This is a genomic window from Bradyrhizobium sp. B117 (assembly GCF_038969555.1).
Lineage (GTDB): Bacteria > Pseudomonadota > Alphaproteobacteria > Rhizobiales > Xanthobacteraceae > Bradyrhizobium.
The window spans coordinates 8,411,842-8,433,342 of the sequence record NZ_CP152414.1 but is presented as its reverse complement, the minus strand read 5'-3'; the positions used below and the strand labels follow the sequence as shown (position 1 = coordinate 8,433,342).

14 protein-coding genes are annotated in these 21,501 nt (G+C 58.5%); 11 read left to right on the top strand and 3 right to left on the bottom strand.

All coding sequences use genetic code 11. The features are described from left to right. The gene (locus AAFG16_RS40340; protein ID WP_342734344.1) at positions 1-1,089 is read left to right on the top strand and encodes an ABC transporter ATP-binding protein; all 1,089 of its coding nucleotides are present in this window, start codon (positions 1-3) and stop codon (positions 1,087-1,089) included. A 604-nt stretch (positions 1,090-1,693) separates the two neighbouring features. On the opposite strand, the gene AAFG16_RS40335 is transcribed toward AAFG16_RS40340, so the two are convergent. Then, positions 1,694-3,088: a M20/M25/M40 family metallo-hydrolase gene (locus tag AAFG16_RS40335; RefSeq protein WP_342734343.1), complete on the bottom strand. Its 1,395-nt coding sequence runs from the start codon at positions 3,086-3,088 to the stop codon at positions 1,694-1,696. 1,137 nt (positions 3,089-4,225) lie between these two features. Here AAFG16_RS40335 and AAFG16_RS40330 point away from each other — a divergent pair. Both AAFG16_RS40330 and AAFG16_RS40325 read left to right on the top strand, forming a co-directional pair. Continuing rightward, a complete protein-coding gene (locus tag AAFG16_RS40330; protein WP_342734341.1) occupies positions 4,226-5,446 on the top strand; it encodes a Xaa-Pro peptidase family protein in 1,221 nt (406 codons plus the stop codon). A gap of 161 nt (positions 5,447-5,607) precedes the next feature. Beyond that, the gene (locus AAFG16_RS40325) at positions 5,608-6,642 is read left to right on the top strand and encodes an extracellular solute-binding protein (protein WP_342734339.1); all 1,035 of its coding nucleotides are present in this window, start codon (positions 5,608-5,610) and stop codon (positions 6,640-6,642) included. Between the two features lie 317 nt (positions 6,643-6,959). Here the strand turns inward: AAFG16_RS40325 and AAFG16_RS40320 are convergent, their stop codons facing one another. Next, entirely contained in the window at positions 6,960-7,667 is a 708-nt protein-coding gene (locus AAFG16_RS40320) for a hypothetical protein (RefSeq protein ID WP_342734337.1), read from the bottom strand. 632 nt (positions 7,668-8,299) lie between these two features. Here AAFG16_RS40320 and AAFG16_RS40315 point away from each other — a divergent pair. The 5 genes from AAFG16_RS40315 (at position 8,300) to AAFG16_RS40295 (ending at position 15,234) form a co-directional block, all read left to right on the top strand. After that, positions 8,300-9,691 carry an FAD-dependent oxidoreductase gene (locus AAFG16_RS40315; protein ID WP_342734335.1) on the top strand — a complete coding sequence of 464 codons (1,392 nt, stop codon included), beginning with the start codon at positions 8,300-8,302 and terminating at the stop codon, positions 9,689-9,691. A gap of 27 nt (positions 9,692-9,718) precedes the next feature. Next, the gene (locus tag AAFG16_RS40310; RefSeq protein WP_342734333.1) at positions 9,719-10,093 is read left to right on the top strand and encodes a cupin domain-containing protein; all 375 of its coding nucleotides are present in this window, start codon (positions 9,719-9,721) and stop codon (positions 10,091-10,093) included. Positions 10,094-10,681: 588 nt separating this feature from the next. Beyond that, on the top strand, positions 10,682-11,857 hold the full coding sequence (locus AAFG16_RS40305) for a Xaa-Pro peptidase family protein (protein ID WP_271609278.1): 1,176 nt from the start codon (positions 10,682-10,684) through the stop codon (positions 11,855-11,857). Between the two features lie 934 nt (positions 11,858-12,791). Then, positions 12,792-13,493, top strand: a complete 702-nt coding sequence (locus AAFG16_RS40300; protein ID WP_342734330.1) for an aspartate/glutamate racemase family protein — start codon at positions 12,792-12,794, stop codon at positions 13,491-13,493. 559 nt (positions 13,494-14,052) lie between these two features. After that, positions 14,053-15,234: a M20 family metallopeptidase gene (locus tag AAFG16_RS40295; protein WP_271609276.1), complete on the top strand. Its 1,182-nt coding sequence runs from the start codon at positions 14,053-14,055 to the stop codon at positions 15,232-15,234. 589 nt (positions 15,235-15,823) lie between these two features. Here the strand turns inward: AAFG16_RS40295 and AAFG16_RS40290 are convergent. Then, a complete protein-coding gene (locus AAFG16_RS40290; protein WP_342734327.1) occupies positions 15,824-16,720 on the bottom strand; it encodes a LysR substrate-binding domain-containing protein in 897 nt (298 codons plus the stop codon). Between the two features lie 147 nt (positions 16,721-16,867). Here AAFG16_RS40290 and AAFG16_RS40285 point away from each other — a divergent pair, with 147 nt between their 5' ends. The 3 genes from AAFG16_RS40285 to AAFG16_RS40275 all read left to right on the top strand — a co-directional run bounded on the left by AAFG16_RS40285 (position 16,868) and on the right by AAFG16_RS40275 (position 21,452). Beyond that, positions 16,868-18,154, top strand: a complete 1,287-nt coding sequence (locus AAFG16_RS40285) for a VOC family protein (RefSeq protein ID WP_342734325.1) — start codon at positions 16,868-16,870, stop codon at positions 18,152-18,154. Between the two features lie 178 nt (positions 18,155-18,332). Then, entirely contained in the window at positions 18,333-19,559 is a 1,227-nt protein-coding gene (locus AAFG16_RS40280) for a pyridoxal phosphate-dependent aminotransferase (RefSeq protein WP_342734323.1), read from the top strand. Between the two features lie 228 nt (positions 19,560-19,787). Further along, a complete protein-coding gene (locus AAFG16_RS40275; RefSeq protein ID WP_342734321.1) occupies positions 19,788-21,452 on the top strand; it encodes a thiamine pyrophosphate-binding protein in 1,665 nt (554 codons plus the stop codon). The last annotated feature ends 49 nt before the right edge of the window (positions 21,453-21,501 follow it).

Sequence of the window (21,501 nt, the reverse complement as noted above, 5' to 3'; positions counted from 1 at the left end):
ATGCTGGCTTTATCGAAAGAGGAGCAAACCACGGTGCAAGAAGCCGGTGATCTTGTTGTCGAGCTACGCTCTGTTTCCAAGCACTATGGTGATACGGTTGCTGTCGCGAACGCTTCCTTGAGTGCGCGTCGTGGCGAACTGGTTTGCCTACTAGGTCCATCAGGCTGCGGCAAGACAACGACACTACGCATGGTTGCCGGATTTGTAGAGCCGACCTCGGGCACCGTGAGCATCAACGGCGTCGACATGACGCGTCAGCCGCCCTATCGGCGCGATACTGGAATGGTGTTCCAGAGCTACGCTCTCTTTCCGCATATGACCGTAGCCGAGAATATCGCATTCGGCCTGGAAAACTTGAAATGGGCCCGCGTTGACCGTGAGAAGCGCGTCAGCGAAATGCTCAAATTGGTCGAGCTGCCACACCTGGCGCAGCGACTGCCGAGCCAGCTTTCCGGAGGTCAGCAGCAACGCATTGCACTTGCGCGCGCATTGGCTATGCGGCCGGCCGTACTCCTTCTCGACGAGCCGTTCTCAAATCTGGACGCTCAGCTTCGAGTTCGCATGCGCGAAGAGCTTCGTGAGGTCATTCGCGGCGTTGACGTCACGACCCTGTTCGTTACACACGACCAGGAAGAGGCGCTGACCATGTCGGACCGCATTGTCGTCATGAATGCCGGACAGATCGAACAGGTAGGTACACCGGGCGAAATTTATGAAGCGCCCTCGACGTCGTTCGTCGCAAAGTTCATCGGCTGGTGCTCATTGCTGAACGGAATTGTGGACGCGGACGGCGTCTTCACGTCAGGCGGAGGGCTTCGCTTGAAAGGTCACTGGAGTCCCGGCGCGGGCACGGCGGTCATCCGGCCGGAGCAAATCAAACTTTCCAGCGACGGAGCGAGAGGGACAGCACTGACGGCCCTCGTGCTGCAGTCACACTATTATGGCGGCGCGACGCGACTCCTGCTGGAGGTCAATGGGGAGCAATTGACAATGGAGGATCGCTTCGCGTTCGGACGGCAACCGAAGGTGGGAGATGTTCTCGCCATCGTGATCTCTGCTGACGATATTCGCGTCATCCAGTCAAAGTAACGCGCGCTGTCGCAGCAACGCGTGGGGCGGATCTGCGTCAATGCCCTCGATCTCCGTGGCGAGGTCGCCAATGCAGAGCGACGGCAGTCAAGCCCTCGGAGTTTTCTACGCTAGGGTATCGATGGGGCAGTGGAAAGATCCGCGGAGCTGATCGGGGGCTAGCCTGTCCAGCGCGAGGTGGACGACCCAGCTTAAAAGGGTAGTTATCGCTGTGATAAGTGCGGTCGCCGACGGTTGCAGTGTTGCAGTAGGCGATCCAGGTTACCATCTTACGTGCGCCTCGCCGTTCAGTTGGGCAACTCATCGCGTATCCAATTTGTCTCGGCCGGTCGCGGTGAGCTCGGGAGGCAATCAGAGCTGAAGTTTCCGACGTGGCCCGCTGAGCGTTCCTCGGTTATTTCGTCGACAGAATTGAGAACTTAGAGAAGCGGCTCCCGCCACACGTTCAGGACAGTATTGCTTCTTCGCCATCTCCTGCAAAACACAGGAGGGATGCCATCCGTTGAGTACGCCAGCTAGACTCCTTAGTTCAAGAGAATCCCGCGGTTGGAACTTAGTAGTGGCCTGATCGGGTTTGGACCCGTTCCGTGCGCGACGGGGCTTTTCAGCTTGAATGGATAACTCCGCCCACCGCGTCCAAGAGAGCCGCTCCAGTACGTATTCCCCTTAGAAAGCAGTCAATTTTGATGTTCTCGTTCGGTGCATGATTGGCTTCATCGGCATTGGCATAGGGCACGACGAACGATGGGACACCCAGGATCTTCGTGAATACGTAGTCCGGCAGGGTCGCTCCGAGAGAGGGATAAATGAGGGGCTCTATGCCATGCGCAGTTCGCACGGCTGATTGAACAACACTCGAAAACGGCGCATCAAGCGGCGTTCTCGATGGCGGCGTCGACTCGACGCGAACGAACTCGACGTCCGGAGCATGTCTTCCTACATGGGCCTCTATCTTGCGTAGGATGTCATCTGGATCTTGTCGCTCGACCAGACGGGCATCGCATTTAACGAACGCCTCGTGTGGTACAATCGTCTTCGACCCAGGTCCGCCATAGCCTCCGTGGAGTCCGTTGATCGTCATGGTTGGACAGAACATGAGTCTGTCTGCAAGCGGCCTGTCTGCTGGATAGTCGAGCCCCGCAAGTGCGAGGTCCCGCTTGATCTCTTCAGTATTTTGAGGCAACTGCGCTGCAGCAGCGCGCTCAATCTCTGTTGGTACCATGACATCGTCATGAAACCCGTTGATTGTAATCTCCCCATCTGCATTCTTCATTGTCGCCAGTAACTGCACCAGCGTCCAGATAGGATTTGGGACGATCCCACCAAAATTGCCTGAATGAACATCGCGGTTCGCAGCGCGAGCGCGTAGTTCAAATGCGGCTATGCCACGGACCCCGTATGTAATGATCGGCCGACCCGACTCGTGCAGCGGGCCGTCGGCTGTTACGACTAAGTCAGTCCTAAGTAGGTCGCGGTGCGTGCGCACGAATTCCGCGATGTGGGGACTTCCGGTCTCCTCTTCTCCCTCCAGCACGATCAGGACGTTGCATGGCAAGCGGCCATGGACCGCCAGATGGGACTCGAGGGCTAGGAGCTGAGCGAAGTGTTGGCCCTTGTTGTCACCGGCGCCGCGCGCGTACACGCGCCCATCGCGGACCGTTGGTTCGAATGGTGGACTAATCCAGGCTCCCAACGGGTCCGGCGGCTGGACGTCATAATGACCATACAGCAGGATCGTCGGCGCTCCAGGTGCGCGTTCCCAACGCCCCATCACCACCGGGTAGCCTGACGTCGGGATGATCTGTGCTTGGAGCCCCAACCGGGTCAGCATGCTCACAAGGAGTTCGGCGACCTCACCCATGCCGATGTTCTGCGCGCTGATGCTAGGGTGTCTCAGATAGTCAAGCAAGCGGTTGACGAACTGATCTCGGTTCGCATCGATATGCTCAAAGACTCTGGATAATTCAGGACGCTCGCTCTGGATAGTATTCACATTCATCGGCGGCGCTTCCGATCTGAGTCAACCAACTCAAACTAGCCAACAATCATAGCTTTGATGATGTAGCGAATACACCTATCCGGATGACATATTCGCAGGGACGCTGCGTTTTGGAGCTGTCAGGGATGTTCTTCCGCGCGTGGATGTGCTCGCGGAAACGTATAGCAGTTGTTGGCTGGTCATACTCGATTGCCTTTGCGTCGGCCCGTGGCCCCCCTGTTGCGAGCGACGGCTCCGGGCCCGGAGTAATCGATATCAGTGCGCGGCGACGTTTGTTCGAAGAGCCGCGGCCGCCGAGCCCGGTGCGCACGGCTCCAGGGAGCTCACCGCCGATCATGGATGTCCCGGCGCGGGCGCGCGCCGATCGGCGCGAACCAGAAATGAGATCAGCGACATCATGCCGAGAGCCAAAACGGTCAGCGCCTTAGATCTGGCTTCTGTCCTTGAGCTCCGAGATCGAGGTGCCCTGAATGACCGGCCGGCATCCGCCTCATTTCTCCAACGTCAATGACGACTCATCTTGGCATAAAATCTCCAGAGTGTTTCCATCTGGCGCGTATTTTAGGCGCTAGGGTCGTCAAAAGCGGAGAAAGCGACATTAATCTCAGCTATGGTTCGAGATATGATGGCGCAACATCCTTGCTCAGCTGGAATCCTCCATCTCGAGCGGGAGGCTTCCTGGGGCATGCTGCCAAAGCCTGGGCAGGGCGCGATCTTACCTCGAGACGCATTCGATCTCCTGATTGAGAGCATAATCCATGGACGGTCGGCGCTAGAAAACACTTACTGTCCAGCTCGCGTCTTTGCGCGGACAGGGTGCGGTCGGCATCTATCGTGCGAATCGCTTCTCTCTTGGAACTCATGGGCTCATGACCATCGCGGTGGCTATGGTACCGTCAAGCCTGGCTCTGCCTCCATCTCGCTTCGGGACCTGCACGCGACGGCTGTGATGACGATGGAGACGCGCGACGAGGTACCTAACTGCCGACCTGTTCGGGAGCCGCGAATCAGCGGGCGTGGTTCGTGATCGTGATGCTCAAGTGCCCAAGCACGCCAGGAATCGTCCCGCTGATCGGATTTATAGAGAGCGTCTCAGCGAGGCTAGTGCACTCTTTTCGCGTCGAGAGATGGCTCGGTGTGAACGAGCAGAAAGGAATTGAAAGAATGGCATCCGCGTTTCCCAAGGTGGAGTATGAACAGCGGCTGACACGCTTGCGTCGGCAAATGAATGACAAGGGTCTCTCTCTGCTGGTGGTGGTGAATCCAGCGAATCTCAACTACCTCTCTGGATACGACGCTTGGAGTTATCAAAATACCCAAGCGCTGCTCGTGCCGAGCAGTGAGCTGGAGCCCGTCTGGATCGGCCGCAGTCTCGATGTTGCAGCTGCGCACAACACAAGTTGGCTCTCAGCTGACAACATTGTCGGTTATGCCGAGTCCTATGCGGACAATAGTCCGAATCACGCGATGGAAGCGGTCGCGGACGAGATCAATCGTCGCGGCTGGAACACCGGGCGGATCGGGTATGAGGGGGATACGTTCTTTTTCAGTCTGCGTGGATTCTTCACTCTTCAGAAGGGTCTGCCCGAGGCCGATCTGGTAGACGTCGGGGTTTTGATCAATTGGCTGAGAACGATCAAGACTCCCAGTGAGATCGAGTTCATGCGCAGGGCTGGCAAGATTGTCGACAAAGTCATGCGGGTTGCGGTCGATTCGCTTCGGCCAGGAATTCGCGAAAATGATTATGCTGCGCGGATTGTTCAAGCGCAGATCGAAGGTGACGCTGACTTTGGCGCTAGTTACCCGTGTATGATTCCGTTCATTCAGACCGGAACGCATGCGGGTATAAGCCATGCTCCCTGGACAACAGACGTCATTCCAGACGGCAGCATTACAGTCCTGGAATTGTCAGGGTGCTACCTCAGGTACAATGCCACGCTGGCTCGTACCATTAGCCTCGGCAAACCGAGCGACCGCCTGGTCCGCCTGGCCAACACCGTGCAGGAAGGTCATGCGGCTGCGATGGCGGCGATGAAGCCGGGAGTAACGTGTCACGATGTTTGGGCTGCGTGGCAAGCCGTGTTATCACCGAGTGGCTTTAAGAAGCACTCCCGAATTGGGTACACTCTTGGTCTGAATTATACGCCGACTTGGCGCGAATATACGGCGAGTTTAGAGCCAGGAAAGGAAGATGAACTCCGGGAAGGCATGTGCTTCCACCTCCTATGCGGAATGTGGACCGGAGACGGTACGAACAAAGGCGATCCAAATTATGGGCTCAGCGAAACCGTTCTAGTGACAAAGAACGGCTGCGAGACCGTGACGAACTTTGAACGAAAGCTGTTTGCGAAGCATTGAGCCAAGGATGGTCGCGAGAATAACTGCTGCCATCGTCCGCTTTCTGCGACCGACGGAGTTCTAACGCGTGGCGTGATTCTGTTGCGAGCGAGAGGCTCGAAATCGTGATTCTTCGCTGATGGGATAAACGAAAGGAGACCGGAATGAAGAGGAGGACTTTCTTGAAAGTCGCGACAGCGGCGGCGGCCAGTGCTCTGGCCTCACCCTACGTGCACGCTCAATCCAGGAAGTTCGCTGGTATCACGCTGCGTGTGAACGGATACGGCGGTCTTTACGACGACGCCCTCAAGAAGAGCGTAGTCGCACCGTTGGAGGAGAAATACGGCCTAAAGGTTCAATTCAACGCCGGGATGACAGCGTCGGATCTCGTTAAGCTGATCGCGAACAAGAACAATCCACCGTACGATCTATTTCAGGCCGACAGCTCCTATATGGTGGAGCTACTTAAGGCCAACATCATTGAAGAAATCGAGGTGACGGAGGTCGCAAACATCAAGCGGATTCTTCCTGGATTCCGCGAATTTGGCGAATATGGTGTGCCGTATAGCGTCGCGTCTGTCGTTCCGGTCTACAACTCAAAATACATCAAGCAGCCACTCACGTCGTACTCAGACATCGCCCGGCCTGATCTCGCCGGTCGTGCCGTCATTCCAACGGCAGACACAATCGCCAGCAGTCTTTATATACTGGGCATAGCGGAAGAAAATGGTGGCTCGATCTCGGACTTGGAGCCGGCATTCAAGATACTTGCGGCTGCGAAGCCCAACATCGTCGCGCTCGCACAGTCGAATGTGGCCGAGGTACAGATGTTCCAAGGAGAAGAGGCGTATGCGGGAATCTTCTGGGACGGCCGCGCCCACGAGTTGCGCACCAAGGGCGTTCCAATCGTGACAGTTGTCCCCCCCAAAGGCGTTTACGCGACGACAAGCTACTTCAATATCATCAAGGGGGTGAAGTATCCGGAAGCCGCATATGCGTTCGCCGAGCAGTTGCTCTCGGACCAGGGCATGCTCGGACTACCTGAGGCGCTTCGGTATGGCGTAACCACCGACGTCAAGTTGCCGGATAATCTTAGCAATGATCTTCTGTTCAACTCAGCCGAGCGCAACAAGTTGAAAAAGACCATTGATTGGGAAAAGCTCAATGAAACGCGAAGCGCTCGGATCGAACGGATCAACAAGATAGTGAGAAGTTAAATCGGCGGGCTGCTCAATGGAGTGACGGTGTTACGCCGATTCAATATGATCGGGGTAACGTCGCTGCATAGTCAGTACGTCCATATAGGTTATGAAACGACAGATTGACCCAGCAGCCGTACCGGGCCTTCATTGAGGTGGGCTAATGGCGATGGGCGCGCATGATGCGGGACGCCGTAGCGACGATCATCCCCTTACGAACGCGAGGAAACGTAGGCGATGACTCAGCCCTTGAAGACGAAGGGTGAGGCTGCAATTCGGCCCGACACCTTATGCCTAGATCTGCCTGAAGCCTTTCCACGAATATAATCACGCCCTCAGGCGACGGACGCTACCGTCAACCGGCAGAGGGTCGTGATATCGTAGACGGGCAAGTTGGTCGTGCGTCGGATTGCCGGTGCGACCAGCGGGAAGGCTGTGCATTCGAACAGTATAGCCGCGATCCCTTGATGGGCCGCGCGCAGGCGCGCAACGCAGGCGGTGACATCCGCCTCAACAGCAGCCACGTCGGCCGGTGGCAATGGGCGCTTGAGGCCGTCATGCCAGTACTTGCCGCCTTCAATGCCGCCGATCACAATTCGTGCTCGCTCAGTCTCGTCATTCACTCCAAGCAGATCCTCACTGCAATGGGTCGAGTCGTAGGTCGCGACGGCAATCTTGGCAGACTTCGGCAGCTGGCGAAGCAAGGCCGGCAATAGGAGCAGGCTGGACATCGCGACGGGCACATTTACCGATGCGGCCACCGCCTCCTGATGCCGGATAGAGAAGCCACAATCCGAACTGATTGCAACGGCTCCTCGGTCGACCAAGCGGCGGGCGGCTGCGATGTAGGCTGGTTCCAACGCTGGATCGCCCCGGACGACGTTCTCGACCCAAGCTCCCGGGACAATTTCCGAGATGATGGGAAAGTTGAGCAGGCCCGAATCCCGCATTGAGCCAGGCACCGCTGGTGGGGGCGGGGCCCCGGGCGGCAGCCCTCGTTCGAGAAGCAGGACTCCGAGCGAGCGCGGGATCTGCGATGTCATTGCGTGATTTCCACCAGAAATGAAGGGCTTCGTCTTTCCTGCAACTATTATCGCATTCCCTAAGCAGGTTTTCGCTAATGTGGGCGTCCCGCAGACTGCAATTCTGCGTGAGGTCGGCAGAAAGCAAACGCCGAAGCCGGTTTTGGCCGGACAAGCGCAACACGAGCACTTCTAAGCTGGCAGCCACCTTCGAAGGGGCATCGCGGAGCTTCCTGGCTGCCGTTCGCCTTGCTGCTATCTATATTGCTGTCTACTAATGCAAGGCGCCTCGTGCACGGTATTGCGGCTCCAAGCGATCCGCTCCAATAGCGACCGCCCTCGTCACCCACGGCATCGCTTTCGGCACGCGCGCAAACACATGGCGCGGGTTGCTAAGGCTCTGCATATCGCGCCGGAAGCGCTCAGAAGCTGCCGTGCCAGCAGAGCCAACATGAATAGGCCGCGACATTTGGTTGTGCGATCGTTCATTAACCAAAGTACGATTCTCGGTGTCGTTCGCCATCTTGGTGATTGAAATCTTCGTCGTCCAGGAAAAAGGTGGTTAATTTCTGCATTGACTGTCGCAGGATCGGAGAAAACCACCCGAGAGCATGCAGTAGTATTGGCGCAAAGATGAAAGCTGCAGGCGTGGAATGGATAATTTCTGGCTGAAACAAGCGTTCGATCGTCTCGGAAAGCCACGAGTGCAATCATTGTCGATGCACGTCACGGCCGATGTGACGATCGTGGGCGGTGGTTATTTGGGCTTATGGACAGCAATCCGTATCAAGGAAAGCTCGCCCTCTCTCAACGTCGCCGTCGTTGAGAGAGATGTGTGCGGGTCGGGCGCAAGCGGCCGCAACGGCGGATTCGTCACGAGCTACTGGGCCAAATATCTCTCGTTGCACAAGCTATGCGGTACTGAAGAAGCGGCCAGGATAGCCAAAGCTTCGGCGGAGGCGGTGCTGGAGATCGGCGCCTTTTGCCGGGAGAATGGCATCGGCGCGGAGTTTCGGGCGGATGGGTGGCTATGGACCGCGACTTCGGCGCCGCAAATCGGCTGCTGGAATATCCTCCTCGACGAGTTGGACAAGCACAATGTTCGGCCCTTTCAGGCCCTCGACGGTGCAGATGTTGCCCGCTTGGGGGGGACTGACCGCAACCTGGCTGGGGTGTTCGAACCGAACGCTGCCACGGTTCAGCCGGCCATTCTTGCGCTCGGTTTGCGAGACCACGCCCAAAAGCTGGGTGTGGCGATCTACGAGCACTCGCCTATGATCCGTCTAGAGCGGACCAGAACGCCCAAGGTGATAACGCCTAAAGGTTCGGTCACGAGCAAGGCCGTCGTTCTGGCCATGAACGCCTGGGGAGCCCAGTTCACCTATCTGCGACGTAAGGTCGCCATCGTGTCTAGCGACATGATCGCAACGACGGCCAGACCAGAAAAGCTAAACGAGATCGGCTTTCGAAAAGGCGTCGCGATCTGTGATTCCCGGATGTTCCTGAATTATTACCGGAATACACCGGATGGCCGTGTCGTCTTCGGCAAATCGCTTGGGCGTTTCGCATTCGCCGGCCGGGTCGATGATCACTACGACGGGGCCTCACCCAGAGCCGCCGAAGTTGAAGAAAGCTTCCGCAAGCTTTACCCGGCGCTCGGTGACATGGAGATCGAATCATCATGGACCGGTCCAATCGACAGATCTGTAAACGGTCTCCCGTTCTTCGGCCGCTTAGACAATCACCCGGGCATAGTGTTCGGCATCGGCTTTTCCGGTCAGGGTGTCGCGCCAAGCGTTCTTGGAGGAAAGATACTGGCGTCACTCGCTCTTGACGAAGCGAACCAATGGTCCAACTGCGGACTGGTGCGCGAGAATGTCGAGAGATTCCCGATTGAGCCTTTTCGTTATGCCGGCTCAATCGTTGTGCGCGAAGCCTTGCGCCGTAAGGAAGGTTTGGAAGATCGGGCCAGAAGTCCCGACCCCCTTACGCTTGCGATCGCAAACCTTGCTCCCGTCGGCTACGTGCCTTCGAGGCGAAACTGATATTGCACAAAATAACAGGAACAGATCATGACTCCGCTTGTCCTCAAAGCGTCTGTCCAGCTGACTACAGACGAACTCGACAGTATCAGCCCGGTTTCTCGCCCGATCGGTGAGCCGATCTCCGTCATGCGCAGCAAGGTCGCCTTCAAGTCCTCGACGGACGCGACCAGCGCCGGCGTTTGGGAATGTTCACCTGGAAGATGGCGCCGTCAGGTCGCGGAAGCGGAATTCTCCACTTTCATATCAGGGCGTTGCACGTTTACACCTGACGACGGCCCGACAATCTCTCTCGAAGCCGGCGACTCGATATATTTTCATCCGAACACGAATGGCGAGTGGAATGTTACTGAGCCGGTTAGGAAGGTTTACGTCATTCTTCCAGCAATACACCGGCCTCTGTGATCGGAGCGAGGACTCTGCGGCCGGAATAGGAGCAAAACATTATCACGCCAAAGCTGCTGGGCGCCGACCTCGGTCGGCGCTTTATCTCGGTGGCTCCAGGTCAAGCCCGGACAGCTATGGCTGGCGTGATCCGCGCTGGAGATCGCCCGGCAATCCACCGGACGTTTGCACTGGGGCAGCCACCTTCGCGCTGTCACTTTGGGAGAACGCGACTGCAGGCCGACGTTCGCTTCGACTGCGGGAAAGAGCTTACCGTTCCTCGCTCGCAGCGGCTGGTATGGCAAGGGATACATCGTGCGAGCGCGTTCATTTCTGAAGCCGCAATGGCTTGTTCGACTTAATTTCCGCACGAATGGCACACGTTCTGCCAAGCAGGCGCAGGGTTTCGTCCATCAATCCCGCTACATTAGCGAAATCGGGCATTCGGGGGCGATAATAATGGTGGCATGAGACGATACAGTCACCTGCCGAGCCGACCCAGTGGTCTGGTCTTTGGCGGTCCTGCGAAGCTGACTCTTCAATTGCGCATTCGAAGCCCTTCTGCCGCCCTCCAATCTCGACACAACGCATCTCAATGGAGCTAAGACAATGACGATCTGCAAAGCACCGCAGGCCTTCCCTCGCACCGAGTACATGCGCCGGCTTGCCGCGGTGAAATCGGAGATGGCGCGGCGAAACGTCGAGGCGCTCGTCGTCAGCAACAGCTCAAATCAAACCTATCTCACGGGCTATACGGCTCGGTCGGGGTATGTCCCCCAGGCCCTTGTTGTTTCGATGGACCAGGAGGAGCCGACGTTCTTGATGCGGGAAATGGACGCGCCCGCCGCGCTTCATCAGACGTTCCTGGAGCAGGACAAGGTCATCGGTTATCCAGAGTCGCTAGTCGGCAACCCGGTCAAAGACGGCTACGACGCGATCATCGATTTCTTGCGCGAGGCTGGCCTGGCTAACCGCCCTGTGGGATTCGAGAGGGGTGTACTGTCGGCACCTGCGGTAGAGAAATTCAACACGCGCCTGCTCGACGCGACACTCGTGGATTGCACCAGCGCCGTGAACTGGATCCGAATGGTTAAATCGGAACTCGAGATATCTGTCCTGAAAGAGGCGGCCGCCATTACCGACGCCGGTGTCGCGCGCGCGGCGGAGATCTTTCGTGCGGGAGTGCGGGAAGCTGATGCGATCGCAGAAATTGTGTCGACGTTGGCGCGCGGCGCAAACGGCAAGCCCGGGACCTGGATCGCAACTCCCTATTTATGCTCCTCGCCACGAACGGGAACGAGCCACATCACGTGGAGCGATGATGTCTTCCGCCCGGGCTCCCAGATCAATCTAGAAATCGCCGGTGTGCGCCATGGCTATACTGCCCCGATCAGTCGGACGTTCTCCATCGGCCAACCTTCCGACCGATTACGCCGCGTACATGAAGCTCAGGCCGCCGGGCTGGAAGCTGCGCTTGCCACAATCTGCGCAGGACGCACCTGTGGTGAGGTCGCCGAGGCAGCCGATCGCGCGGTCGAGAAGTTCGGGGTCAAGAAAGAGTCCCGGTTTGGTTATCCTATTGGGATCGATTGGCAGGAGCAGACCGCCAGCATCAAGGTTGGCGACAAGACGGTTCTGAAACCGAACATGACGTTCCATGTGCACCTTGGCAACTGGGCTATCGCGGAGGACTTCGGCTACGTGATCAGCGAGTGCGTGCGGGTAACTGAGTCCGGCGTCGAAGTCTTGACGAATGTGTCACGAAAGCTTTTCGAGCTTGTCTAGTGGTCTATGCGGGTCTTTCGGACGCCAAGTCGCTCCGTCTACTTAGTGTCAATTTGCGAGTTGCACGCTGAGCGACTGGTGCGCCCCCGTTAGGCCCGAGTTTTCGCTTCGATGCGACAGAAGCCCACACAGCGAGAGATTATTGCTCGCGGTGCTGTCGTCTTGAGTTCATGCTGCACATTGTGGCCAGTTGGTCGCCGCACCAGTCGAATACCGCAACTCAGCATCGCGTCGCGCGCGCTCATCGATCACCGCCGTTACACGTCAGCTCGATCGATCCAAAATGCACATGCGATGGATGTCCGTGTGCGCCGGCCACGCCAAGAAGGAACGAAATTCTAAGGCGCTCCTAGTCCAATTGACCTCCGATGGACTGCCGACGTCTGTCGGATCAGAGAGCAGACGGCGGCCGTATCAGCTGTAGGGCATAGACTCTCCAAAAGCGATCTGTATGGCTCTTTCATAGTATTCGCATTCCTCAACGGCGCGCCGGGCGCGTCCAGCTGTGTCGGGCTTTGCGAACGATCTCGCTTTCGGAAGACGGCGGTAAACACCTTGCTCCCATTGTAACGGGAAACACACGCCGAGTCCCATTTCGATCTTCTGCGTGCCTGATCCGGGCTAAGCGCTCGCTCATCGCGTCATCGAACACAGTTCCGACCTAATTTCTTATGTCATCTCTGTCGCTTAACCGCCGGCCAGACGCCAGCAGCGCGAAACGTCGTTCCTTGCCGCCAAGACGCAGGATTCCTGCTGTGTAGCGCCACATCAGTTAAATTCCAGCTCTAGAGCCGTGTATTTTATAAGATGGCAGCCATTCTTGATCTCCCAATGTGGCGAGATCTCATGGGGACGACCCATCGGCGGCGATGCCGATACATATATTCCGCCAAACGGCAATGAGCTCGTTGTTTTCACGGGAGGAAGATCGGACATGACCCAGAGCGGCGGTGCACTCGGCATATTGCAGTTACAGAATACTCCGCAGACCATGTACGGGTCGCTCAGCCATCCTGCCACTTTTCCATTTCCAACCATTTCCCGACCTGTTCTTGGCGCTTGGACCAAGAATGTCGTCTTTGGCGGTGAAGATAGCAAATTGGAGGCGGCGTACATAAGCACGGCAAAGGATTTGGTGCGTGAGGGCGCAATCGCGATTACCAGCAATTGTGGATTTACGCTCAAATTCCAGAGGGCAATGACCGCGGCTCTGTCGGTGCCAGTGTCGATGTCTTCCCTATTGCTCCTGCCGTATCTCATTGCGACCATCAAAGGGCGCATAGGCATCTTGACGTTCGATTCGAGGCCATTGACCCCCGATCTGCTTAAACTTGCCGGCGTCAGGTCGAGCGAGCGCGTAGCCGTCGCTGGGATTGAAAACTCAGAGACATGGAGGGTGATGTCAGAGCCTGAAAACAATTACACGGTTGAGCAGCTAACAAAGGATGTGCTGTCCGCTATCGCGGCGATGCGCAAGCGATACGACGACATCGAGGCCATCCTCTTCGAATGCGCGGGATTTCCAATAGCGGCTCGGCAGGTTCGCGAGCAGACGAAGCTGCCGGTGTTCGACGCGGTTACCAATGCGAGGCTATTGATGAGCGGGCGCAACATGGCAGCTCCCAAGTCGATCTAGCGCGACCGCCTGCGCGCCTCCGAGTGAAGAGCGGAGAGCGACAGGCCAATCCGGGCGCGAGGCATCCGGGGCCATCGCGCGAAAGGCCGACGGCTCTCTTAGTGGTTCCTAGGCTTGGCCACGAGTTGAGGGGGCTCCTGCTGGCTGCCAAGGACGCAAACCAGTCGTCGCTGGCTCAGGCACTACCGTCCACGGGCAAGGCCGGTGAGGGGGACGCTGCTCAATCCTGGTCATGGTCGCGAAGACCTCTGGGGTCGAGCAGGGGCCGCGCTGTCGTCTGTTGCCAACCGCAATCACTAGCTTCATTCGCTACGGCCGGTGAGCCAAAAGACGTAACGGACGTTTGCGGCAGTATCGCGCTTGGCTGAAGGTGAGCTGTTCGCATCAATTGGATGGGATCGAGCCATGGCTGATTTCCACGATGGACTTCTGCGTCAGAGATGAGAAATCGCCTCACAAATGCGCCCTTGGCAGGCAGTTGGCCGATCTTCCTCCTTAAGCCAATGTAATCTTCGGCTGAAACGGGCCCTGGTCGAAGGGCGTGGTGGAGTCAAGCCGAATGAACAGCCGCAGCAACACGTTCCTATCCGATGCCGAGCGCGACGCGGTGATCGAGCTGCGTCATGCCATGCATCGCGAGCCTGAGCTTTCCAATGCGGAATGGAAGACGCAAGAACGGATACGCAGCGTGCTGGAGCGCTTCGGCCTCAGGGGCATCAAGGTCTTCCACAATACAGGCCTCTATGTCGACATCGAGGGCACTGCCTCGGGTCCAAAGCGATCGATTGCGGTGCGCGGCGACATCGATGCGTTGCCAATCAAGGAGGCGCGAGACGATCTGCCCTATCAATCCCAGATCAATGGGGTCATGCATGCATGCGGCCACGACATGCACGGCTCGATCGCGCTCGGCACCGCGCTCGCATTCCACCGAATGCGGGACAACTTCGCGGGTAGGGTACGCGTCTTCTTCCAGCCAGCCGAAGAGGCTGAGCCTCTCGGTGGTCAAACCGTGGCAGACGAAAGGCTGCTCGAAGGCTTCGACCGAGCCGTCGGCTTTCACGTCAGTCCGGAAATTCCGGCTGGCAAATTCGGTGCCCGTGAAGGTGCGGTAAGCAAATCTGCCGACCAGTTCACCGTCACCATCTCTGGCAAAATGGCCCATGGTGCCGCACCACATAAGGGCATCGACGCGATCTCCATCGCTGCCGCCTTTGTCAATGAGGTACAGAAGGTGGTTTCGCGCGAAATGCCTGCCGACGACGGCGCGGTCATTACGGTGGGCACTATACATGGTGGGACCGCCGCCAACATCATCTGCCCCTCCGTTGTCATGAAGGGCACTATTCGGACCCGCAGCCCGGACCGCCGTGCGCTGCTCTCGCAACGTCTGCGCGAAGTAGCTGACGGAGTCGCTGCCATGCACCGCGGCCAGGCCGACTGTGTCATCCGGACCGGCGAGCCTCCCGTGATCAATGATTCCGACATGGTCAAGCGATTCCGACAACTCGTTCACGAGAGTGTTGGTCGCGACGCCTTCAATGATAGGAAAGAGATCGCGGGCAGTGACGATTTCGGCTTCTACTCGGCATGCGTGCCGTCGATCTATTTCTGGTTTGGCAGTCGCGCGCCCGGCAACGAGTCACATGTTCACACGCCGACATTTGGAGCGTCGGACGACCTCATCATTCCAACGACTGAGCTTACGGTCCGCTACCTCCTCGATTTCTTGAACTCGTAGGTCGATCGCAGCCGTCGACTGATTCTGACCAATGCCCGCCATCGAGCCGCTCAACCTGATCAACCTGTCGCCTCCTGTCTAAGAGGAGCTCGTCTCCCACAATCCTCCGAATTCGTTCGCCATAATGTCTCTCCCGCGACGAACGGTCGCTGGGCCCTTTTCGATGCCGATCTGAGCGCTCCAATGTCTTCTTACTAATCGAAACATGATGGGCTTGGTGAATTGTGAACAGGACAATCTATAGCGGTCCTGTGTTCGAAAATGGCAAGGCAGCAATTTGAGCGAGTCGTGGGTCACCTGCGAATTCCGGAAATGGACAGGAGCGTCACCATCATGAACGCGGCGATATGGTCGGTTAGCTTTGGGTCTCTGTCCAGGTTCTTTCAGGCATCCTCAGGATTAGCAGCCAGATGTGAGGTGGCCGGAATCGCGCATGAGTGCTCCGCCATCATCGAAGTATCGCGCACTTACGCACCCGATCCTTTAGCAGGCCATAGTCGGCTCAGGATCGAAGTATGGGAAGCGTGCGAGTTCACTTTCAGCTTCTGCATCTCTTGGCTCACATCGTAGCCATTGAACGCAAAGCTATTCATCGGTCTGCAGCGCTTTCCGCGAGCACCCAGTCCCGGAATGCGATAAGGGGGGGATGGCTCGATCGCTCAGTTGGCCATACAAGGTAATAGCGCTCAGCGCTTTCAATTGGCAGGTCGAGAGCGCGAACAAGCTTGCCATTCGCTAGCTCATCCTGAATGAGGAAGATCGGTAGCAGAGCAACACCGACGCCGGCCATCGCGGCCTGGGCGGCGGTCGCGAACTGGTCGAAATACATCATCTGTCCGGATCCGCCCACGATGTTCTGGGCCGAGAACCACTGGTCCCAGGCGCCCGGCCGCGTCGAGATGCCGAGCAGGGGGGCTTTCTTGAGGTCGCCCGCTGCACAAAAATCATACTGGTTCTTCAGCTTGGAGCTGCAGGTGGGGACGACCTCTTCAGAGCGCAGCAAGGCCATCTCAGCGCCGGGCCAGTCCCGCGGGCCAAAATGAATAGCCGCATCCAGTGCGTCCGTCCTGAAATCAAAATAGGTCAGGCGCGTTGCAAGGTTGATGGTGATGCCCGGATGCTGCGCGAAGAAGAGGGGAAGTCGCGGCGCCAGCCAACGCGTGCCAAAGGTCGGCAGGATCGCAAGATTGAGGGTCCCTCCCTCGGGATTGGCGCGAACGTTGAAGGAGGCTGTGCTGATCTTCCGTAGCGCTTCGCGGATTTCGCGAGCGTAGGCTTCGCCGGCCGCGGTCAATCGGATGCTCTGGCGTTCGCGTGCAAAGAGCTCGACCTCGAGCAATCCCTCCAGGAGCTTGATCTGCCGGCTGACCGCGCTCTGGGTGAGGCTGAGCTCCCGGGCCGCCAAGGTGATACTGCTCGTTCTGGCGGCGGCCTCAAAAGCGGCCAGCAGAGCGGTCGAAGGCAGAAATCGGCGGGGCATATGCATGTTCATTCCGCATGAGAATGATCTCAGGACAAAAGATCGTTTGATTGCAGTGAAAACACAACAATAATCTCTGGTCGGACATACCAGAGCGGCATGGGTCCTGGCGGAAGTCGTTGGATGCCGAAGAGTCCAACACGGAGCGATTTGATGACTGAGCGGCAAACTCATCCTGATGACATTCGCGACCTGTTCTCACGCGCAATGTCCGACATGTATCGCGCCGAGATTCCGCAATATGGGACCCTCCTGGCGCTTGTCGCTGACGTCCTTGGCGTCGAGCGTCACGGCGTCATCCGGCTCGGCACTGCGCAAGAGTTGTACGACATTCGTCGTCTCTTCGCGGTTCTGGGCATGGACCCCGTGGGCTATCACGGTCTTTCGGTGGCCGGCGCCCCCGTTCACTCAACCGCCTTTCGCCCGATCACGGAAGATGCTCTCCGCCGAAATCCCTTCTGGGTCTTCACGCCCCTGCGTCGGGTCGACTTGATCGAAGACCTCGCCCTTCGCGCCGAGGCCGCGGCGATCCTGGCCGCTCGGCGGGTCTTCACGCGGCGTGTCCTCGAGCTAGTTGGAGTGTTCGAGGCAGAAAGGGCGCTGACGCTGTCGGAAGCGCAAGAGTTCGCGCGCGAGGCATTGGAGACCTTTCGTAGGCACAGTGACCCAACCGTCTATTTTGCCACTTATAGGAAGCTCCATAGCACGCTTCGCCTGATCGCGGACATTGTCAGCTTCGAGGGCCCGCACATCAATCACCTGACGCTGCGCACTTTGGATATCGATGCCCTCCAAGCCGGCATGCCAGGATGCGGCACCGCTCCCAAGGCAATCATTGAAGGACCGCCGCGTCGGAACTGTCCGGTTCTGTTGCGCAAGAACAGCTTCAAGGCGCGCGAGGAGCGCATCGTCTTCAGACAAAGCACTCAGAAGGTTACGGCAGGCACTGCGCTTTTTGGCGAGATTAAGCAACGTGGCGGCGCGATGGCGGCAAAGGGACGCAAGTTCTATGATGAGTTGCTCGCGTCGGTACGCCGAAATGTTCAAAACGACCCTGCGGGTCTGAACGCGTCGAACTACGAGTCGAGCTCTCGGTGCGCTTTCGTTCATTGCTGCACGATTGGGGGGGTGGACTGCATTCCAAGGGGCTTGGCTTCTTGCTATTCGGCAACTCCGGCCGGGCGGGCATCGACCCGCCCGGGCGCGGCGGCAGCCGTCTATGAACTGGTCAGGGAGTTTTTCTGCAATTTCAGCTCATCGTGTACGAGGACTTCCTACCCGTCAGCGCAGCCGGCATCTTCCAGTCCAATCTCGGCAACAACGAGAAGAACTACGCCGCGCAATCCAACCGGGCGCAGTTCGAAACCGTACTTGGTGCGGTGTCCACGACGAAGTCGAGTTCCATGCGCAGGCAGAGAGGGCTTCGGCAGCAAGCGTTGAATCAAATCGGAGCGACCCAAATCGCCTTTGCCTGAGCAAGAGTCTTGAAAGACACAAGACCCGATCCAGCGCAAGGAATGGGGATATGCGCCAGCCCGCGAGCGCGGCCATTTGTCGCTCGTAGTTGGCCGCTCGCTCAGAACGCCAACTTTGATGTTCTCTGATCAAGGATTACAACGTGAAGGCTTTAGTTCAAAACCCCCAATTTCGCTTGGCGAGCCGTCTTGCATCAATCGGAGTGTCGCAGATCCTGAGGATCACAGCCCTTGCGAGCGATCTTAAGCGAAACGGCAAAGATGTTATCGTTCTCGGCACGGGAGAGCCTGATTTCGACACGCCGGAATATATCAAGGACGCAGCGAAGTGCGCGATGGATAACGGCGCAACAAAATATACCGCGCTGGACGGCACGCCCGAGCTGAAGGCCGCGATCTGTGCCAAGTTCAAGCGGGACAATGGCCTTGAGTTCGCGCAGAACGAGATCACAGTATCGGCCGGCGCTAAGCAGGTCCTGTTCAACGCCATGATGGCTACACTCGAACCTGGCGACGAGGTAATTCTCCCCACCCCGTACTGGGTGAGTTATGCTGACATCGTGCTAATCATGGGCGGAAAGCCGGTGTTCGTGCCATGTCAAGAAGCGAATGGCTTCCGCCTGACCGCGGACGATCTCGTGCGGGCGATCACGCCGCGTACGCGCTGGGTGATCTTCAATTCACCGTCCAATCCGTCCGGCGCGGCCTATTCGGAGGCAGATTACCGGCCCATTCTCGACGTGTTGCTGGCGCACCCGCATGTATGGCTGATGGTGGACGATATTTACGAGCACATCGTATACGACGATTTTCGTTTCGTCACACCCGTCGCGCTCGAGCCTTCGCTACGCAATCGGACTCTCACGATCAACGGGGTTTCCAAAGCCTATGCCATGACAGGCTGGCGAATTGGTTACGCCGGCGGCCCACGCGCCCTCATCCAGGCAATGGCCGTTGTTCAGAGTCAATCAACTTCCTGTCCTTCGTCAATCAGCCAAGCTGCCGCCATTGCGGCGCTTAATGGTTCCGCGGACATCGTCACGGAGCGGTGCCGATCCTTCCAGGCGCGGCGCGACTTGGTCGTTAGATCCTTAAACAAGATCGAAGGTATCACCTGCCGGGTGCCCCAGGGCGCGTTCTATACCTTTGCCGGCTGTGCGGCACTGATCGGAACGACGACGCCGGATGGAGAATGCATCAACAGCGATATCGATTTTGCGGAATATCTTCTGCGCAGCGTTGGTGTTGCCGTCGTTCCGGGTTCGGCTTTCGGGCTCGCGCCGTATTTCCGGATCTCGTACGCCACATCCGCTAGCCAGCTCGAGGACGCATGCCAGCGAATCACCCTTGCGACAAGTCAGTTGTCCTAGTCTCATACTGATTGTCACATATTCGCGCTTCTCACCTTTATGAAGGTACTTGCCGGAGCGCGCACCATAGTTGGATGATCGACGCCGATACAATCTTCTTGTCGTCCAACAACAGGTCGCCTTCCATTGTGCCGAGGGGGGTGCGATTTTGTCCATCTTCTCCATGCTACTTCCGTCAGACAACAATTGCGCGAAGCGCTCGAACATATTTCCACGGGGAGAGCCGTCATGACGATTCGTAATACCCGCACTGGCGGGCAGATCCTGATCGACCAGCTCGTTGCCCAAGGCGTCGAGCGCGTCACCTGCGTGCCGGGCGAGAGCTATCTGGCCGCGCTCGATGCGCTGCATGACAGCCCGATCGACGTCGTGATCTGCCGCGCCGAAGGCGGCGCGGCGATGATGGCGGAAGCCTATGGCAAGCTCACGGGACGGCCCGGAATCTGCTTCGTCACCCGTGGCCCCGGCGCGACCAATGCCAGCCACGGCGTCCACATCGCGATGCAGGATTCGACGCCGATGATCCTGTTTGTCGGCCAGGTCGATACCGGCATGCGCGAGCGCGAGGCGTTCCAGGAGCTCGACTACAAGGCGGTGTTCGGCTCCATGGCGAAATGGACGGTCGAGATCGATCGGCCCGACCGCATTCCCGAGCTGGTCGCGCGCGCCTTCCGCGTCGCGATGCAGGGTCGCCCCGGTCCCGTCGTGATCGCGCTGCCGGAGAACATGCTGACCGAAACCGCCGCCGTTGCCGATGCCATGCGCATCGAGCCGGCCGTGAGCTGGCCGGCGCCATCAGATCTCGAGCGCGTCGGCGCGATGCTCGCGAGCGCCAAGGCGCCGCTCGTCATCCTCGGCGGCTCGCGCTGGTCCGATGAAGCGACCAAGAGCATCGCGCGCTTTGCCGAGCGGTTCGACCTTCCGGTCGCGACCTCGTTCCGCCGGGCATCGCTGATCGATGCCGACCATTCGCATTATGCCGGCGATCTCGGCATCGGGCCGAGCCCGGGCCTGAAGGCGCGCATCGACAATGCCGACGTCGTTCTGCTGATCGGTGGCCGCATGTCGGAGATGCCGTCCTCGTCCTACACGCTGCTCGAGATTCCGACCCCGCAGCAGAAGCTGATCCATGTGCATCCGGGCTCGGAAGAGCTCGGCCGCGTCTACCAGCCGGCGCTGGCGATCCAGGCGACGCCGGCCGCGTTCGCCGCCGCGGTCGAGACGCTGAAGCCGTCAGGCGCGGTGGCCTGGAAGGGCGAGGCGGCGAAGGCGCACGCCGATTACCTCGCCTGGACCGGCAAGGCGCGCGAGCTGCCGGGCACGTTCCAGTACGGCCAGGTCATGACCTGGCTGCGCGATCGGCTGCCGAAGGACGCGATCGTCTGCAACGGCGCCGGCAATTATGCCGGCTGGATCCATCGCCATCACCGCTTCCACAGCTTCGCCGCCCAGCTCGCGCCGACCTCGGGCTCGATGGGTTATGGCGTGCCCGCGGGCGTGCTGGCCAAGCGTCAATATCCGGATCGCGTCGTCGTCGCCTTTGCCGGCGACGGCTGCTTCCTGATGAACGGGCAGGAATTCGCGACCGCTGTGCAGTACGACGCGCCGCTGATCGTGATCGTCGTCGACAATTCGCAATACGGCACCATCCGCATGCACCAGGAGCGCGACTATCCCGGGCGCGTCGTCGGCACCCAGCTGAAGAACCCCGACTTCGCGATGTATGCCAAGGCGTTCGGCGGCCATGGCGAGCGCGTCGAGCGCACCGAAGAATTCGCGCCGGCGTTCGAGCGGGCGCTGGCCTCGGGCAAGCCGGCGATCCTCCACTGCATCATCGATCCGCGCGCGATCTCGGTCGGCAAGGATTTCGTGCCGCAGGCGAAAGCACGCTGAAGCTGGATCCAAGGCCCGTGGAACCTCGATCGTTGCCAGTCCATCGCTC

What these genes read in the sequence shown, in the direction of transcription:
- AAFG16_RS40340 (WP_342734344.1), top strand. Translation starts at nt 1, where the DNA reads ATGCTGGCTTTATCGAAAGAGGAGCAAACCACGGTGCAAGAAGCCGGT.
- AAFG16_RS40335 (WP_342734343.1), bottom strand. Translation starts at nt 3,088, where the DNA reads ATGAATGTGAATACTATCCAGAGCGAGCGTCCTGAATTATCCAGAGTC.
- AAFG16_RS40320 (WP_342734337.1), bottom strand. Translation starts at nt 7,667, where the DNA reads ATGACATCGCAGATCCCGCGCTCGCTCGGAGTCCTGCTTCTCGAACGA.
- AAFG16_RS40315 (WP_342734335.1), top strand. Translation starts at nt 8,300, where the DNA reads ATGGATAATTTCTGGCTGAAACAAGCGTTCGATCGTCTCGGAAAGCCA.
- AAFG16_RS40310 (WP_342734333.1), top strand. Translation starts at nt 9,719, where the DNA reads ATGACTCCGCTTGTCCTCAAAGCGTCTGTCCAGCTGACTACAGACGAA.
- AAFG16_RS40305 (WP_271609278.1), top strand. Translation starts at nt 10,682, where the DNA reads ATGACGATCTGCAAAGCACCGCAGGCCTTCCCTCGCACCGAGTACATG.
- AAFG16_RS40300 (WP_342734330.1), top strand. Translation starts at nt 12,792, where the DNA reads ATGACCCAGAGCGGCGGTGCACTCGGCATATTGCAGTTACAGAATACT.
- AAFG16_RS40295 (WP_271609276.1), top strand. Translation starts at nt 14,053, where the DNA reads ATGAACAGCCGCAGCAACACGTTCCTATCCGATGCCGAGCGCGACGCG.
- AAFG16_RS40290 (WP_342734327.1), bottom strand. Translation starts at nt 16,720, where the DNA reads ATGCATATGCCCCGCCGATTTCTGCCTTCGACCGCTCTGCTGGCCGCT.
- AAFG16_RS40285 (WP_342734325.1), top strand. Translation starts at nt 16,868, where the DNA reads ATGACTGAGCGGCAAACTCATCCTGATGACATTCGCGACCTGTTCTCA.
- AAFG16_RS40275 (WP_342734321.1), top strand. Translation starts at nt 19,788, where the DNA reads ATGACGATTCGTAATACCCGCACTGGCGGGCAGATCCTGATCGACCAG.